This is a genomic window from Haemophilus parainfluenzae (genome assembly GCF_014931375.1).
Lineage (GTDB): Bacteria > Pseudomonadota > Gammaproteobacteria > Enterobacterales > Pasteurellaceae > Haemophilus_D.
In genome coordinates, this window is sequence record NZ_CP063117.1 from 221,283 (window position 1) to 239,607 (window position 18,325).

17 protein-coding genes are annotated in these 18,325 nt (G+C 35.8%); 3 read left to right on the forward strand and 14 right to left on the reverse strand.

What is annotated here, in order from left to right; translation table 11 throughout:
* Positions 1 to 978: a FecCD family ABC transporter permease gene (locus tag INP95_RS01085; RefSeq protein ID WP_197560723.1), complete on the forward strand. Its 978-nt coding sequence runs from the start codon at positions 1 to 3 to the stop codon at positions 976 to 978.
* The gene (locus INP95_RS01090; RefSeq protein ID WP_070590170.1) at positions 971 to 1,702 is read left to right on the forward strand and encodes an ABC transporter ATP-binding protein; all 732 of its coding nucleotides are present in this window, start codon (positions 971 to 973) and stop codon (positions 1,700 to 1,702) included. Before INP95_RS01085 ends, INP95_RS01090 begins: the two co-directional genes overlap by 8 nt.
* Before the next feature lie 48 nt (positions 1,703 to 1,750).
* Here INP95_RS01090 and ndk read toward each other — a convergent pair whose 3' ends face one another.
* The 14 genes from ndk to glnA form a co-directional block, all read right to left on the reverse strand.
* Positions 1,751 to 2,170, reverse strand: coding sequence for a nucleoside-diphosphate kinase (gene ndk, locus INP95_RS01095; RefSeq protein WP_049367312.1), 420 nt, complete (start codon positions 2,168 to 2,170; stop codon positions 1,751 to 1,753).
* Positions 2,171 to 2,180: 10 nt separating this feature from the next.
* Positions 2,181 to 3,482, reverse strand: a complete 1,302-nt coding sequence (pepB, locus tag INP95_RS01100; protein WP_070590165.1) for an aminopeptidase PepB — start codon at positions 3,480 to 3,482, stop codon at positions 2,181 to 2,183.
* A gap of 18 nt (positions 3,483 to 3,500) precedes the next feature.
* Positions 3,501 to 4,511 (reverse strand): dTDP-glucose 4,6-dehydratase, encoded by a 1,011-nt coding sequence (gene rfbB / locus INP95_RS01105; protein ID WP_070590162.1) that lies wholly within the window; start codon positions 4,509 to 4,511, stop codon positions 3,501 to 3,503.
* Positions 4,511 to 5,926, reverse strand: a complete 1,416-nt coding sequence (gene wbaP / locus INP95_RS01110) for an undecaprenyl-phosphate galactose phosphotransferase WbaP (protein ID WP_070590155.1) — start codon at positions 5,924 to 5,926, stop codon at positions 4,511 to 4,513. Before wbaP ends, rfbB begins: the two co-directional genes overlap by 1 nt.
* A 10-nt stretch (positions 5,927 to 5,936) precedes the next feature.
* A complete protein-coding gene (locus INP95_RS01115) occupies positions 5,937 to 6,707 on the reverse strand; it encodes a DUF4422 domain-containing protein (RefSeq protein ID WP_197560724.1) in 771 nt (256 codons plus the stop codon).
* Position 6,708: 1 nt separating this feature from the next.
* Positions 6,709 to 7,635 carry a glycosyltransferase family 2 protein gene (locus tag INP95_RS01120; protein ID WP_197560725.1) on the reverse strand — a complete coding sequence of 309 codons (927 nt, stop codon included), beginning with the start codon at positions 7,633 to 7,635 and terminating at the stop codon, positions 6,709 to 6,711.
* A gap of 74 nt (positions 7,636 to 7,709) precedes the next feature.
* Positions 7,710 to 8,858, reverse strand: coding sequence for a UDP-galactopyranose mutase (gene glf, locus INP95_RS01125; protein WP_197560726.1), 1,149 nt, complete (start codon positions 8,856 to 8,858; stop codon positions 7,710 to 7,712).
* 20 nt (positions 8,859 to 8,878) lie between these two features.
* Complete coding sequence (locus tag INP95_RS01130; RefSeq protein ID WP_197560727.1) at positions 8,879 to 9,982, reverse strand: acyltransferase family protein; 1,104 nt, start codon at positions 9,980 to 9,982, stop codon at positions 8,879 to 8,881.
* 7 nt (positions 9,983 to 9,989) lie between these two features.
* Positions 9,990 to 10,994, reverse strand: coding sequence for a glycosyltransferase family 2 protein (locus INP95_RS01135; protein WP_197560728.1), 1,005 nt, complete (start codon positions 10,992 to 10,994; stop codon positions 9,990 to 9,992).
* A 4-nt stretch (positions 10,995 to 10,998) separates the two neighbouring features.
* Complete coding sequence (locus INP95_RS01140) at positions 10,999 to 12,015, reverse strand: glycosyltransferase family 2 protein (protein WP_197560729.1); 1,017 nt, start codon at positions 12,013 to 12,015, stop codon at positions 10,999 to 11,001.
* Between the two features lie 497 nt (positions 12,016 to 12,512).
* Complete coding sequence (locus INP95_RS01145; protein WP_197560730.1) at positions 12,513 to 13,070, reverse strand: acyltransferase family protein; 558 nt, start codon at positions 13,068 to 13,070, stop codon at positions 12,513 to 12,515.
* A gap of 44 nt (positions 13,071 to 13,114) precedes the next feature.
* On the reverse strand, positions 13,115 to 13,846 hold the full coding sequence (locus INP95_RS01150) for an ABC transporter ATP-binding protein (protein ID WP_197560731.1): 732 nt from the start codon (positions 13,844 to 13,846) through the stop codon (positions 13,115 to 13,117).
* A complete protein-coding gene (locus tag INP95_RS01155) occupies positions 13,846 to 14,637 on the reverse strand; it encodes an ABC transporter permease (protein WP_197560732.1) in 792 nt (263 codons plus the stop codon). The genes INP95_RS01150 and INP95_RS01155 overlap by 1 nt, the downstream gene beginning before the upstream one ends.
* Positions 14,638 to 14,763: 126 nt before the next feature.
* Positions 14,764 to 16,182, reverse strand: a complete 1,419-nt coding sequence (gene glnA / locus INP95_RS01160; RefSeq protein ID WP_197560733.1) for a glutamate--ammonia ligase — start codon at positions 16,180 to 16,182, stop codon at positions 14,764 to 14,766.
* 248 nt (positions 16,183 to 16,430) lie between these two features.
* Here glnA and typA point away from each other — a divergent pair, with 248 nt between their 5' ends.
* Positions 16,431 to 18,281: a translational GTPase TypA gene (gene typA / locus INP95_RS01165; protein WP_014064214.1), complete on the forward strand. Its 1,851-nt coding sequence runs from the start codon at positions 16,431 to 16,433 to the stop codon at positions 18,279 to 18,281.
* Positions 18,282 to 18,325: the final 44 nt, after the last annotated feature.

An 18,325-nucleotide genomic window follows, 5' to 3' on the forward strand; every position in this document is an offset into this window, starting at 1 on the left:
TTGACCAAAACACTAAAATTAAATACCGCACTTTTCTTCGCGTTGCTGTCGATTAGCGGATTTGCGATTTATCATCAGCTAGGCGACTTTGCCCATCTCAAAAATGCGGATGGTGTGCTCACCGATATGCGCTCGATGGTGCTGTGGGATATTCGTTTTCCACGCATTGGTTTAGCTTTATTGACGGGCGCTAGCCTAGCGATAGCGGGCAATGCGATGCAAGGTATTTTCCAAAATCCATTAGCAAGTCCGGGCTTACTCGGCAGTAGCTCTGGAGCAACAGCTGCTAGTGTATTTATCCTCTATTATTTTGCCGTGCCATTTTCACTGCTCTTAGCGGGTGGTGTGATTGGTGCGCTTTTAAGCTTTTTCATCGTGTATTTGATCGCTAAAAACTACGGCACCACGATGATGATTCTAAGCGGTTTAGCGGTTAATATGTTGCTTGGTTCAGCAATTGCATTACTGCTTTCCAATGCGGAAAGCCCATGGGCATTAGCTGAACTTTATCGTTGGCTACAAGGCTCGTTGATGTGGGCTAAATTAGATACCCTGCTTATTTCACTCCCCATTGTTCTGGCGGGGATTTTCTGTTTATACCACACTCGCCGATACTTAGATTTACTCACCTTTGGTGAGGAAACAGCGAGCACTATGGGAGTAGATCCGAAACGTAGCTTTTTCATCAGCACCTTTGGTGTGGCTTTATTAGTGGGGGCGACCATTCCACAAACCGGTACCATTGGCTTTATCGGCTTAATCGCGCCACACTTCGCCCGTATTTTACTGAAAGCTCGCCCATCACAGCTTTATCTCACCAGTGCATTAATTGGGGCATTATTGCTGTTATTGGCCGATTTAGCGATTTTATATATCCCACTGTTCTCACATATTTACATCGGAACATTAACTGCGCTTATCGGCGCGCCTTGCTTGATTTGGATGTTATTAACGCAACAGAGAAAAATCTATGATTAGAATTGAAAAACTCACCCAATCCTATTGCTTAAATGACATCAACTGTACGCTTCCATCAGGTAAATTGATTGGCATTATGGGCGCCAATGGTGCGGGGAAATCTACATTATTAAAAACCATTGCAGGCATCTTGCCCTTAAAACAAGGAGAAGTTTGGTTCGATAATCAGCCATTAAGCAACATGAATACGACTGAAAAAAGCCAACACATTGCTTATCTTGCACAAAATACGCAAATTCATTGGGATTTATCCGTTTATGATGTGATTGCGTTAGGCTTGGCAGCTCCGTTACCAAAAGAAAAAGAGCGGTCAAAAATTCAAGCGTTTTCAAAAAAATTTGCAGTAACTCATTTACTCGATAAGCCATTTCAACAACTTTCTGGAGGCGAAAAAGCACGAGTACAACTTGCTCGTTGCAGTATTAAAGAATCCCCTGTTTTATTGGTGGACGAGCCGATTGCGCCACTCGACCCTTATTATCAAATTGATATGATGGAACAGCTTAAATCACTCACACCACAACACACATGCATCGTCGCAATTCATCACCTTTCATTGGCTTATCAATTTTGTGATGAAATTATTCTATTAGAACAAGGCAAATTGTTAGCAGTTGGTGAAACGCAAGCCGTATTAAATGCGGAAAATTTGGCGAAAGCCTTTCATATTCGGGCTGAAATTGATCCTCTGAAAAAGACTATCTCAAAAATTGAAAAGCAATAAAATAAAAGCACTTAGCGATTCACTAAGTGCTTTTTTTATAGAAATGAATTACGGTTGAATTTCTGAATCAACAAAGAAATAAGCGATTTCTCGTTTGGCGCTTTCAACACTGTCAGAACCATGAACAGAATTTTCACGCTGGCTTAACGCGAAGTCTTTACGGATAGTACCTTCTGCCGCCTCAGCGGGATTCGTTGAACCAATCAAAGTGCGGTAATCTTTTACGGCATTTTCTTTTTCCAATACAGAAACCACTATCGGGCCAGAGAGCATATACTCCACCAACGGGTCAAAAAATGGTTTACCTTGATGTTCCGCATAGAAACCTTCCGCTTGCTCTTTGGTTAATTGCACCATTTTAAGCGCAACAACACGGAATCCCTGTGATTCAAAACGCCCTAAAATAGCACCAATTAAATTACGCTTTACTGCATCGGGTTTGATAATTGAAAAAGTACGTTCTGTCATAAAATCCTACTTAACTTGCTTTCGTTACTAATAAATTTGCTAAAGTTTTCACACCAATTCCGGTTGCACCAACCGCCCATAAATCACTACCTGATTTACGATAAGTGGCCGAACAATCAATATGTAACCAACGTTGTTGATAGTTTTTCACAAAATACGATAAAAATGCCGTTGCAGTACTTGCGCCCGCGACAACCGGCGCTGTACCTGTATTTGCAATATCCGCAAAAGAAGAGGTAATTTGGCTACGATGAAATTCTTCGAAAGGTAAACGCCAGAACGGTTCATTTTCTTCTTTGGCAGCTTGAAATAGGCTATTTACCAACGCATCATCCATAGAAAGCACGCTGTGGTAATCATTACCGACTGCCACTTTCGCTGCACCGGTTAAGGTTGCACAATCAACAATAAATTGTGGATTTTGACTATCGCCTTCAATTAAGCCATCCGCCAATACTAAACGGCCTTCCGCATCAGTATTTAGAATTTCAGCTGTAACACCATTTTTATATGTGATGATATCACCTAATTTAAACGCATTACCGCTCACCAAGTTTTCTGCGCAGCATAGATAAAGTTTAACTCGTTGATTTAAACCGTGCGCAATGGCAAATCCTAATGCACCTGTTAATAATGCTGCGCCACCCATATCGGTACGCATGGTACTCATACCATCACTTGGTTTGATGCTGTAACCACCACTATCAAAAGTAATACCTTTACCAACCAAGCACGCTAATACAGGCGCATTTGGGTCATTAGTCGGATTAAAATCTAATTGCAACATAGCGGGCGGATTAATAGAACCACGACCCACAGTAAAGATCCCATGGTAACCTTGCTCTTTTAATGCTTCACCAGAAATGATTTGAAAACTGACCGCACTTTTATCGGCATAATTTTCGGCTTGTTTAGAAATAAACTCAGCCGCGCGTTCTGCTAATTTAATTGGAGTAAGAGTTTGTGCCGGTTCATTAATAATGCCACGTACAAAATCACCACATTCAATACGCGCTAATAACTCATCTTGCGGCTCATCATCTAAGTGAGGAAACTCAATCGAATAATCTTGCTTCGCTGTGTAAAAACCTTGATAAAATGCCCAGCAATTTTCTAATTCCCATGCATCACCCACAAGTTCAACGTCTTTAATGCCTTGTCCACGTAATTTACGTGCGGCTTTTTGCACTAAAACAAGGTTCGATTTTTCATCATCTTTAAGATGAATAACGGCTTGATCTTGATTAAAACTTAAAATGGCATTTTTGCCCCAACTCTCCGAAGCGGGAGCTATCGATAATGTAATTTGCATGTGGTTCTTCTCCTTTATTTATCTATTATTCTCTAGGTACCATTTTACCGTTTGACGAAGTCCTTGTTCAAAGGTTATTTGCGGTTGCCAACCTAATTCTGCATGAATTTTAGAACAATCCAATGAATATCGTACATCGTGACCTGGTCGGTCTTTTACAAAAGTAATTAAACCTTCGTAATACTTAATGTGATTAGGCTTATTTGGCAACAGTTCTTCGAGTAACTCACAAATCATTTTAACTACTTCAAGGTTTGTTCTTTCACAATTTCCGCCAATATTATAGCTTTCCCCGACTCGACCTTTTGTTAAAACTAAATATAAGGCTTGAACATGATCTTCCACAAATAACCAATCACGAATCTGCTGCCCATCACCATAAATTGGCAAAGGCTTGCCCATCACAGCACTTGAAATCATTAAAGGGATAAGCTTTTCAGCGTGTTGATAAGCTCCATAGTTATTGGAACTGTTTGTGATAATCACCGGCAAACCATAAGTGCGATGCCAAGCGTGCACCAAATGGTCACTCGCCGCTTTTGAGGCTGAATAAGGGCTACTCGGATGATAAGGAGACTGTTCAGTAAAGGCAGGATCAGAAAGGGATAAATCCCCATACACTTCATCTGTAGAAATGTGGTGAAATCGAAAGGTCGTTTTTTTAGCTTCGTCTAAGGTATACCAATAATTCTTAGCAACCTCTAACAATGTATAAGTACCCACAATATTGGTTTGAATAAAATCAGCCGATCCCGTAATAGAACGGTCAACATGACTTTCTGCCGCCAAATGCATCACCGCATCTGGCTGATATTTTTCAAAAATGCTTTCTATCACCTTAAGATCACAGATATCAACTTTTTCAAAAGCATACCGAGTACTATTTTCTATGTCTTTTAAGGATGATTGATTTGCAGCATAAGTCAGCTTATCAACATTGATAACAGAATCTTGAGTATGATTAATGATGTATCGAATGAGGGCGGAACCGATGAAGCCAGAACCACCGGTGACGAGAATTTGCTTCATCAATAGGCCCCTGTTTTCTTACAAACTACTTTAGCCGTTTTAAGTAAGATCACAATATCATTCCATAAAGACCAGTTTTTAGCATACCAGGTATCGAAATAAACTCGCGTATCATAGCTCACGTTATTCCGCCCACTTACCTGCCATAAACCCGTCATTCCAGGTTTAGCCATAAGGTAATAATCAACGTCCTCTTGATAATAAGACAATTCTTCTTTCACTATAGGACGAGGTCCAACTAAACTCATCTCACCTTTAAGTACATTCCAAAGCTGTGGTAGTTCATCTAAACTTCTCGCTCTTAACCATTTTCCAATTGGTGTAATGCGTGGATCATCTTTAAGTTTGAAGTCTTTTTCCCATTCTAATCTAGCATTTTCATCCGTTGCTAAAATCTTTTCTAACACTTCATCTGAATTATTCACCATTGTTCGAAACTTCAAACATTTGAATTTCTTTTTGTACTGACCAATTCTTGGATGCTCGTATATGAAATTACCGCCATCCCTTGTAATTATAAAATATAAAGGAATACAAAATGGTAACAATAAAAGCAAGAGAAAAGATGAGCCTAAGATATCAAAGGTTCTTTTAACAATCTTAGATGAACGTTTTGCTAAATTATTATTTACTCTAAAAAGCACCATTTCCTGGCTAAATAAAAAAGACATATCCGTGCCATAAAGTGGAATACCTCGGAAATCAGGAATTACTGAAATAGAACGGCATCCTTTACGAATTAAATAACGCAACCAGAAATCTTGCTTAATCTTATTTTCTTCATCAATTGCTAAAATAAACTGGGTAAATTCTGGGGAGACTAATTTCATGAGTAACTCAGGGTTATGACGCATAACGGGAATACCCTCAATAAACTCTGAATGGTAATCTTCTGTTGTCACAAATAATTTTATGTCAAATCCTAAATACGATTCGTTATTTAAAGCGTTAAATACCTCTTTAGCATTTTTCCCATTGCCAATAATGATGGTTTCTTTTAGATACATTCCGCTTTTTATTAAAAGATTTTTTACAAAAATTCGGGAGAAAGGAAGTCCAACAAAGATACAAATCCAAGTTACAGACCAGAAATAACGGGAAACATATAGACGAGAAAAGGCAACAATCGCCAATTCAATAATGAAAAGAATCAATAAGGTACGGATAATTTCTTTTAATTCAAACCAAAACGGTTTGCGGTAAGTATAGTGCCGTAATCGTATCCAAAACCACAACACACCAACGAAAGATACACAGGCGTGAATCAATACATAGGTATTAAATTCTTCCAAAGGAAAATAAAAACGGCCGCCACGGGCGATATCTAACACTTCATAAGCAATAAATAATGAACTAAAAAGTGTTAAAAAATCAGTAGCTAACAAAATAAATTTACACCACGTAATTTTATGCATAGTGAAATCCTTATCTTAGAAATTTCCGTTTTAATAAATTAATCGCTTTTTTTAACAAATTCTCGCCTTCCAAATTAACTACCGGAATTTCACAAAACTTTAACTGATGATAAACCAACCAAACATTGAATAGACGCTCAGCAATAAAACCAAAGACTCTTTTTTGGTAGCTATCATACTGGGTTATATCTATTCGCCTTTCTAATTCAAACAAAATAGGGAAAAGCCATTCACAGTATTCTGATGCTTTCTCTGATGACATGACAAACATATTATAAATATGTATCTTTCTACCTTGCATAATTGCATCAAAGCTCGTTATGTACTCAGGATGCAATTCAGAAATAATTTCCCTTGTACAATTCAGATCCTTAACATGATGGGCATGTTGGTAGTGAGAATAAATTGATTCAATAAAATAATTTCGTTTTTTCGGTAAAATTGCTTCATATTTTTCTAGAAGAGATAGCAACTCTCTTTCTGATGCAATATGCTGTTTCTTCAAACATAACTTTTTACCTGCAAAATAACGTCGATAGTGTACTAACCCAACATATTGGTTATTTTTAAAGATACCATTTTGCCAAGCCCAATAAAGTCCTGTTAATTCACAAAAACTACTATTTTTTTCAGCTATATTCACACCAATGCTATCTTGGTAAAACCTTTCATTTTTTAGATCACTTGTAGTCTTCCCTCCCACAAAAAGCGGGCAATAGCATGCAGAATCTGGAAACTCATAGTCTTTATGCGTAATCACTAATACAGTAAGCTTTTGCATATTATTTTAAGTAATCCTTATGATGAGTAAAATCACCCATTATGCCATGAACAATCCCTCTAACAGCAATATTTAACTTAGAAAAACTCGGTTTTGTAAATAAATAAAACCACAATGTTTTAAGTATAAATGCAGAAACATGCAAATAGCTACTATATTTTTTATAATTGGATACGGCATTTCTACACATGCAATAAAGCTTCAACTTCGATGGTGTATCATTAAAATGTAGTTTGTTAAAAAACATCGGCGTACCTAATGATTCATCTTTAGGGTGATAAAAATAAGCATCCACGATAGAAGCAATATCTACACCATATTTTTTCATTCTTGCCGTGTATTCCATATCATCCCCCCAAATAAAATACTCTTTTAAAGGGAAACCGACCTTTTCAACCACTTTCGATGAAAGCAGAATACCGTTAAATGGAATAACAATACCGTCTATTTTTTCTTTGATTTCTAACGTATTCAGATCAGCTAAAGTATCTAATCTTTTCAACGTTGAAGGTAATCGCATAGGAAAACAAAAGTTATTTGATTGTTTAATATCAAGCACTAATGGACCTAAATAATTATTTTCTGTTGCAAATGGGAGTAACTTATCTAGACAATCTGCAGCAGGAACACCATCATCATCCATCAACCAAATATAATCAAAACCTTGTTCAAACGCATACTTGATCCCTTCATGGAACCCACCTGCCCCGCCCATATTTTCGGGCAACGTGATTAAAGTAAAAGCATCATTGTTTATCCAGCCATGCTCATCTAAAAAATCGGCTGTACCATCAGTACTGGCATTATCAATCACCACAACATGAGATAAAGGATGTGTTTGGGCTTTCAACGCATTTAAACAATTTAATAATAATACTTTGCGGTTAAACGTTACAACCACCGCACAAATTGATTTTTCAGCATGCATAATCAACTCAATTTTATTTAAACAAAAGCCATACACGAAATCGTATATGGCTTTATTTCTAGACTCGCTATACTTTAGTCCATATTTACATAAAAAGGTTTAAGTGCGGTCTGTTTTTCTAATGATTCTTTTACAACATCAGCTGTTTCTAAGGCTTCTTTAATCGTCACATCCATATCTAAATAACGATAAGTACCTAAACGCCCTACGAAAGTCACTTGCGTTTCCTTGTTCGCTTTTTCAACATATTGTTGTAAAAGAGCTTTATCTTTCACTAAACGAATCGGGTAATACGGAATATCATTTTCACCACATAGACGGCTAAATTCACGATAACAAATCGTTTTCTCGTGTTGTTCCCATGGTGCGAAGTGTTTATGCTCTGAAATACGAGTATATGGTACTTCTTCATCACCATAGTTAATTACCGCATTACCTTGGAAATCGCCTTCATCACGGAATGCCTCAAAATCTAAGGTACGATAACCTAAGCGACCTAATTCAAATCCAAAGTATGCATCTAAAGGACCTGACCAGAAAATATGATCAAATTCTGCTTTCATCAATTCAGCAAATGGTGTATTTAAACGCACTTCAATATTTTCATGATCTAAAATCGCTTTCACAATTCGTGTATACCCCTCTTTCGGCATACCCTGGAATTTATGTGCGAAGTAGTTATCGTCATAGTTAAAACGCACAGGTAAGCGTTTTAAAATGCTTGCCGGTAACTCTTTTGGCTCAACACCCCATTGTTTTTTAGTGTAACCATAGAAGAAAGCTTTATACAAATCCTTACCTACAAAACGCATTGCTTGCTCTTCAAAGGTTTGTGGATCAGTAATAGACAAGTCTGCTTGTGCTTCAATTAACGCTTTTGCCTCTTTTGGTGAGCAAGTTTTACCAAAGAATTGGTTGATCGTATGTAAATTAATTGGTAAAGAATAAACCGCACCTTGGCTAATCGTTTTTACGCGATTAACAAATGGCATAAACTCACCAAAGTTGTTCACATAATTCCATACTCGCTCATTATCTGTATGGAAAATATGTGGACCATAAATATGCACCATTACATTTGTTTCAGCATCACGTTCAGAGTGACAGTTACCTGCTACATGGCTACGAGAATCGATAACAACCATTTTATAACCTTTCTCTGCTAATTCGCGAGCGATAACGGCGTTGGAGAAACCTGCGCCGACTAATAAAAAATTTTTCATAAACACAATCCTATCCTATATCATTCTTTAAAATATTTAGTTCTTAGACTCATAAAAGGTTTTTCGATAGAGTAAAACGACAAGGCTGCCATACCAATAATAAATGGTAATCTAATCAAATTGTTCCCTATACTTTCTGCTAAGGTAGTTGGTTCTGACAAATTTAATAAATCTGACACAATCATAGCAACAGGAAGATGTAAAAGATAAATAGAAAAACTCAAACTACCTAACCAAGAAAAAAACTTACTTAATCCTGCCACTAATTTATTTGAGGGGATATCAATCATTAAATAGGAAACAATTATAATTCCGTAAAAAACAGCTTCCAAAGGGAAATCAATAACAGAAGATAAGAATTTATTCTGTTCAGCTGGAATGTTATACTTTAGAATAAATGTTAAACTGGCAATAGATAAAATAATTAAAGAAAGAAGAACCAATCTATTTTTAGTAAATACTTTTTCTATATACAACACACCGAATAATATACCAATAACAAATTGATCAATTCTCCCCACTATTGAATGATACAAATTATAATATATCCATCTATCATTAAGGAAAACAATCATTCCTCTAAACATCATCATCATCAAAATCAGCAAAAAGAGATATTTTTTTCCATATTTAGCATAAAAAGAAATTAAAAATGGAAATAGCAAATAAAATTGAAACTCAACAGCTATAGTCCAAATAGGACCTGAAGGAAAATATTCCTGTCCCCAGCCTGTATCAGGATTCCCTGTATTCAACTGAAGAGTAAATACTCTTAAAATATCTAAAGGAGATGAGTTCGCTCTATTTACAGTTATTACAGCAAAAACAACTAAAGTAAGTAAAGGTAAAATCCTTAGTACTCTATTATAAATAAATTTCCAGTAGATTATCTGTTTCTTTCCTCCCGCACAAATTAAGGTAAATAGAAAAGCACTTAAAACTAGAAAAAGACTAACGCCGGTATGTCCATGCTCAACCCAAACCCTAGAAATTTTTTCAAATATATTTGAATAAGTAAAATTATTAAAATTAATTCCTTTGAAATGAAAAAAAACAACTAATATGGCAGCAAAAAACCTTAAATGGTCCAGTCTAGACAGGTATATAAAATTCTTAGACTTCATATAGTCCTCACTTCAATAAAAATCTTCTAATAAAATTATATTTATTTGCTAATAGTTTAGCCCGATAGCTAAGTTTAACTCCACCCAATTTATATTTTTTCCATAGCATAATTACTATTTTATCAACTTTAGAAAAATAAGTATCTTTATTACAATTATATAACTCATCAACAAAGGATGAATTAAGAATCTTATCAAGAACATTATCCCTTAATTTAATATTTTTCTCATGCCATAGATAATAAAATAGACAACCTCTTATTTTAATATAAAGCCAATGAGATAAAAAAGCCTGCTCAAACTCGTTAAGTGGATAGGTAGAGAACATTTTTAATTGAGTTGATATAACAGACTTTTCATAATCCCAATATTTTTCATCATATTTATTAGTTGCGGAAGATGCATGAGGAATATAATGATACAATCTTTGTCTAATTGTTCTTATCCGTCTACAATGCTTTAAGTAATCAGAAATAAACAAAGCATCTTCCCCTAATTTTAGGGTTGTATCAAATTTAATATGATTATCAATTAAAATATCTCTTTTAAAGAGTTTATTTACAGAAAAATTAGTATATTGAACATAATTATACATACTTGGCTTAGATAAAAAGGATCTAATATCCATATAACCATCTGATACAGGGAACCACTGCTCATCAATGCTACAAACAACAAGATCTGCGTTTCTTATATTTTTTACCAAAGAATAGAGAAAATTATTTTCAACAAAGTCATCAGCATCGTGAAAAACAATATATTTTCCACAAGCAATCTCAATTCCTTTATTTCTAGCTGCTGACACCCCAAGATTTTCCTGTGTGAAAAACTTTATTCTTTTATCTTGAGAATATTCTTTTTCTAAATGAGAATAATCTTTTTTACTTCCATCATTAATAAGCAGCACTTCAAAATTTATAAAGCTTTGCTCCAGAATAGAATCTAGAGCCTTTCTTAGCATAAGATGAGGTGTATTGTAAAACGGTATTATAATAGATACATCGACTAACATATAATTACACTCCCTCAAAAATATTAATTTTTCTCTTTTTATCTCTAAGCGTTTGGATTTTACCCACTATGCTATATCCAAAGAAACCAACTTTTCTTAAAAACTTAACTGCCCCATTTTCTATACTATTATAATAATCAGGATAATTCGCTTTTAATTCTCTATCAAACGCAATTAGCGCATCTTTATGCTCTTTAGTACCATTTAAGGCAAAAAAGAATATATATTGCCACTCACATACCCAATGTAATCTTTCTTTAAAAATCTTTTTAGTTCTCTCTGAAGTTATATTTTTCTTTTCATAATCTAACATTACCGATAACATTTTGAGATGATCTCGCCAATTTTTTCGAACACCCTCTATGCTCATACTTTGACCATTTCTAGCCAATCTATAGTAATAAATAGGTAATTCGTAATAAGAGAACGTCTTGCAGAATCCCATAACCTTCAATACAAATTCAACATCAGTATAGAAACATTTCTCTGTGATAGTGACATGATTATTTTTTAAAATATCCAATTTCACAGTTACAGTATGCATCGCAGGACAAAATAAAGGTATTTCAGATATTAAAATATCTTTTCTCCAAGGGATATCCCACCCTGAGGATAGTGTTCTTAAAATAGCTCCATTCTTATCGGAAAAAGTTGTGAAAGGAGAATGAATCAGATCTGCATTTGTATTTTTGAGATAGAGAATAAAATCATCTAAATTTTCATGAGAAAAATAATCATCACCATCTAATTGTTTAAAATACTTACCCGTGCCAATCTCAATTCCTTTATTTAATGTTGATCCCCAGCCACCATTTTCCTTTGTAACTAATTTAAAAGTATTAGGGTATCTTTCTTCATATTTTTTGGCTATCTCAGCAGTATCATCTTTAGAACCATCATCAACTATTAAGATTTCAAGTTCATCCTTATACACAGAATTAGTAAATGGTTCTAATGCTTCATCTAAATATTTAGAAACATTATATGCAGCAATAGATACAGTTAAAATTTTTTGGTTCATTACGTCCTCACTTTAAATAGTTTTCAATATATCTATATGAAATTTCAGAAAATATAGCCATTATTACAATACCTAATATAAAACTCCCACAACCTTCAGTAAAACTAAAATAGGAATATACCTCTTTCACTAGAAACCAAGAAAACATATGAGAGCAATAAATTGAATAAGAACGACTAGCTATCCAATCAATACTTTTATTAATATATTTTAAATCAATATAAAAATATCCATTACCACTTATAGCTAACAACACCATGATACTAGCAATCATTGCAGATATACTAATATTAAGATTAGGATATTCAGAAAAAACTCTTAGCACTCCAGAAAGAATAATTACTAGAGACAAAGAAATAATAGTTTTCCAAAATATACTAACTCTAAAAATCTCTTTTAATTTAGATTGTGGAACATGCTGTAAAAGGTAAAATATAATTACACCATATAATATAGAATCAAACCTAAACAAATACACATAATCTGCCCCACCAAATCTAAAAAAGGTCATCAAAAAAAATAAAAAACAAACTTAAATATATAGAAACCCTTTTACCTAAAAAAACATATATAATTGAGAATAAAATAAACACTTGCAACTCAAGCGAGACAGCCCAGTACACCCCAAACCAACCAACATCCGTTGTTTCTGTAAAATTACGAAGAAACATAATAGTAGACAGGAATTTCTTTGTTTCAATTATTGAGTCTTGCCATGGATATTGATTTTTACTTAACAACCCAAAAATAAAGATAATGCTAGCCCAAAAATAAACATTTGGAGCTAATCTCTTAAATTTTTTTACTAGAAACATCAAAAGAGTTTCAACCTTCCCAATTTCTTTTTCAGCTGATGCTTTTAAAAAACGCTCTAAAGAATAAATGAGAAAATATCCAGCAAGTACAAAAAAAATCTCTACCCCTGTAGAGGTAAAGAATAAACGCTGAAGCTTTATAACATAATCTTGCCAACTTGGAGGAACAATAGCCAGCCCATGAACTACTAAGACCATTATAATTGCAATGGCCCTTAAGCCTTGAATTTCTTTAATCATAATACCAATATATCAACTGCTTTTTTATTTAAGTAAGGCTCACACTACTCTGCATATAGCGGAATCACATCCTCTGCCTTCCCCACTGCCTTTACGATACCTTTATCAATCCAAATAACATTCTGACAAAGCTCTTTTACCTGTTCAATAGAATGCGAAACAAATAAAAGTGTTGTTCCATCTGAAAGCATTTTCTCCATACGAAGCTTACATTTTTCTTGGAATGCTGCATCGCCCACAGCCAATACTTCATCCACAATTAAGATTTCTGGTTTCACAATCGTTGCAACAGCAAATCCAAGTCTCGCAGCCATACCTGATGAAAAGTTTTTAAGTGGTACATCTACAAAATCTTGCAGTTCCGCAAACTCAATAATCTCATCAAAATGTTGCGCCATAAAAGCCTTTTTATGACCAAGTAATGCTCCATTAAGATAAATATTTTCTCTTGCAGTCAGCTCACCATCAAAACCAGCCCCTAACTCAATCAATGGCGCAATATTACCGCGCACCTCTACAGTACCTTTATAGGGTTTTAAAATACCACAAATTAACTTTAAAAGAGTCGACTTACCAGAACCATTGGTACCAATTAATCCCCAAGACTCACCTTTCTTCACTTCAAGATTAACATCTTTTAATGCTAAAAACTCTTGGAACATAAGTTCCCCCTTTAGCATTTTAATCACATACTCTTTTAAGCCATTATATTGTTCGGTTGCTTTATTAAAACGCACCGTAGCATTAGTGACTTTAATTACTGTTTCTTTATTCATTAGATATATAAAATAAACTCGTCTTGTTTTTTATTAAAATACCAAGCCCCAAGGACAAGAACCAAAATAGCCGTACCAAAACCGATTAGAATCGAATCAGTTTGTGGGAATCTTGCATGTAAAACAATATCTCTAAATTGCTCGATATAGCCATACATTGGATTTGCATTTTTGTATAACTCTTGGTATTCCTCGGGAATAATAGATACAGGGTAAAATAGTGGAGTAAGGTACATCCACATTGAAATAAATACCCCCCACAAATATTGAACATCTCGGAAAAATACTGTTATCGCTGAAAGCCATAAACCTAGTCCGAGGCTAAAGATAAAAACCTCAAAAATAATTATTGGAAAAAATAAAAGATTCCAAGAAAACTCAGCATTAGTAAAAACCATAACTAGCAATAAAGCACCAAGTGAGAAAAGTAAATTTACTAATGAGCTTCCAACTTTAGAAACTGTGAAAATATACTTTGGCACATACGTTTTTTTGATCAAGGAAGCATTTCCTGTAATTGAAGAAACGGACATATTTGTTGCCTCAGTCATGAAACTAAAAAGAAATTGTCCCGAGATCAGATAAAGTGGAAAATTAGGAATGTCAAAACGAAATAGATTAGAAAAAATAACGACAAGAACCATCATTAACATTAATGGGTTCAAAATACTCCATAGATACCCCAAATAACTGCGGCGGTACTTGAGTTTTACATCTCTTATGATAAGTTGTTTTAAAAGTTCATCGAATGCATAAAATCGGCGAAATTTGCCTACAAATTTATTTAGCATAATCTAGTCCTATCTATAATCGGATTTCGATTATACACGAATTAAATACAATATACACATACAAAAAGTGCGGTCAAAAATAACCGCACTTTTCTTGTTCAACAACTTAAATTCTGTTGTTTATGATTATGCATAATACATCTCAAACTCAACCGGATGTGGTGTCATATTTAAACGTTCTACTTCTTTACGTTTAATATTCATAAATGCTTCGATAAAGTCTTTCGCAAACACACCACCTTGCGTTAAGAATTCATAATCTTTTTCTAATGAATTCAACGCTTCTTCTAGCGAGCTCGCGACTGCTGGAATATCTTTTAATTCTTCCGGTGGAAGATCATAAAGATTTTTATCCATTGCATCGCCTGGATGAATTTTGTTCACAACACCATCAAGACCTGCCATTAATAATGCAGCGAAAGCAAGATATGGATTTGCCATCGGATCTGGGAAACGCGCCTCAATGCGGATTGCTTTCGGGCTAGTTACTGCCGGAATACGAATTGAAGCTGAACGGTTACTTGCAGAATAAGCCAACAATACTGGTGCTTCAAAACCAGGCACTAAACGTTTGTATGAGTTAGTACTTGGGTTGGTGAACGCATTTAATGCTTTTGCATGCTTAATGATACCGCCGATGTAATAAAGCGCGGTTTCAGAAAGCCCCGCATATTTATCACCTTGGAAAATGTTTTTACCGTCTTTGCTTAATGACATATTACAGTGCATACCAGAACCATTATCACCCGTAATTGGTTTAGGCATAAAGCAAGCGGTTTTACCGTGTTCTAAGGCAACGTTTTGCACCACATATTTATAGATTTGTGTTTCATCTGCTTTTAAGGTTAAGCTGTTGAATTTCGTTGCAATTTCGTTTTGACCTGCTGTTGCCACTTCATGGTGATGAGCTTCGATGACTAAGCCCATTTCTTCTAAAATTAAACACATTTCAGAACGAATATCATGAGCTGTATCAATTGGTGCCACCGCACAATAACCACCTTTCTTCAATGGACGATAAGCATTGTTGCCGCCTTCGTATTTTTTATTGGTGTTCCAAGCGGCTTCAATGTCATCAATGGCGAAAGAAGCACGGTTCATTGATACATCAAAACGCACATCATCAAATAAGAAGAACTCTGGCTCAGGACCAAAGAATGCCTGATCTGCAACGCCTGTTGAACGCATATAATTTTCTGCTCGAATAGCGATTGAGCGCGGATCACGATCATAGCTTTGCATGGTTGTTGGCTCATAAACGCTACAACGAATTGAAAGTGTTGGGATCTGCGCAAATGGATCGACTACTGCAGTCTCAGCGATTGGCATTAAAAGCATATCGGCTTTGTTAATGGTTTTCCAACCTTCAACAGAAGAGCCATCGAACATTTTGCCATCTTCAAACATATCTTCATCGACAAGGCTAACCGGGATGGAAACACCATGTTCTTTACCTTTAATGTCGGTGAAACGAAGTAGCACGAACTTAATATCGTTCTCTTCGATCAGTTTAAATACGTTGGCAATTGCATTTGCATTTGGCATAAGGAGTCCTCTATTTTGCTATGTGTATAATCTTTATAAAAATTAAAAGAGCATTATAACGCAATCGCTTGCCTTTTTCATAAGATTTATTTTATGTCTTGGCATAGCAGAGCAGCGAAATATCGTGTATAATTTTTGCCCTTTCGAGATTCTCGTAGAGTGGGTTTACTCACTAATTCAAACTACTTGGACTATTCGGTGGCATAAAAATTCCACCCTACAAAACTTAAACTTTAAGAACGTAATAAATGAAAAACGACATTGATATTAATAAATTGCGCAATATCGCAATTATCGCTCACGTTGACCATGGTAAAACCACCCTCGTTGACAAACTCCTTCAACAATCCGGTACATTTGAATCAACTCGTGGTGATGTTGATGAACGCGTAATGGACTCAAACGATCTTGAAAAAGAACGTGGCATTACCATTCTTGCAAAAAATACTGCAATTAACTGGAATGGCTATCGCATTAACATCGTAGATACTCCAGGACATGCCGACTTCGGTGGTGAAGTAGAACGTGTACTTTCTATGGTGGATTCTGTACTTTTAGTGGTAGATGCTTTTGATGGCCCAATGCCACAAACACGTTTCGTGACCCAAAAAGCCTTTGCTCACGGTTTAAAACCAATTGTAGTTATCAACAAAGTTGACCGTCCAGGCGCGCGTCCTGATTGGGTTGTGGATCAAGTATTCGATTTATTCGTCAACCTTGGCGCAACCGATGAGCAACTAGACTTCCCAATTATCTATGCTTCAGCATTAAATGGTGTTGCGGGTCTCGAACACGAAGAATTAGCGGAAGATATGACGCCGTTATTTGAAGCGATTGTTCAACACGTTGAACCGCCAAAAGTGGAACTTGATGCCCCATTCCAAATGCAAATTTCCCAACTAGACTATAACAGCTATGTGGGTGTTATCGGTATCGGCCGTATCAAACGTGGTTCAATCAAACCAAATCAGCCTGTGACTATCATTGATGGCGAAGGTAAAACTCGCCAAGGTCGTGTGGGTCAAGTATTAGGTCATCTTGGTTTACAACGTTATGAAGAAGATGTTGCTTACGCAGGCGATATCATCGCGATTACCGGTTTAGGTGAATTAAATATCTCGGATACTATTTGTGATATCAACGCCGTTGAAGCCTTACCGTCATTAACTGTTGATGAACCGACTGTCACCATGTTCTTCTGTGTAAATACTTCACCGTTTGCGGGTCAAGAAGGTAAATATGTGACTTCTCGTCAAATTCTTGAACGTTTAAACAAAGAATTAGTTCACAACGTGGCATTACGCGTAGAAGAAACGCCAAACCCAGATGAATTCCGTGTTTCTGGCCGTGGTGAATTACACCTTTCTGTATTAATTGAAAATATGCGTCGTGAAGGCTATGAGCTTGCGGTTTCTCGTCCTAAAGTAATCTACCGTGAAATCAACGGCAAAAAACAAGAGCCTTACGAACAAGTGACTATCGACGTAGAAGAACAACACCAAGGTTCTGTTATGGAAGCATTAGGTATCCGTAAAGGTGAAGTTCGCGACATGATGCCGGATGGCAAAGGTCGTGTACGTTTAGAATACATCATCCCAAGCCGTGGCTTGATCGGTTTCCGTGGTGAATTCATGACTATGACATCTGGTACTGGTTTACTTTACTCTAGTTTCGATCACTACGATGACATCAAACCAGGTGAAATCGGCCAACGTAAAAACGGTGTATTAATTTCTAACGCAACCGGTAAAGCACTTGCTTATGCACTATTTGGTTTACAAGAGCGTGGTAAATTAATGATCGAAGCCAACGTAGAAGTTTACGAAGGTCAAATCATCGGTATTCACAGCCGTACAAATGACTTAACTGTTAACTGTTTACAAGGTAAAAAACTTACCAATATGCGCGCATCAGGTAAAGATGATGCCATCGTCTTAACTACGCCGGTGAAATTTACACTTGAACAAGCTATCGAGTTTATCGATGATGACGAGTTAGTGGAAGTAACACCAGAATCAATCCGTATCCGTAAAAAACTCTTAACGGAAAACGATCGTAAACGTGCAAACCGTACCACAACCAGTACAAGCACACACTAATTAAAAACGTGCGGAAATTTGACCGCACTTTTAAACAAACAAAA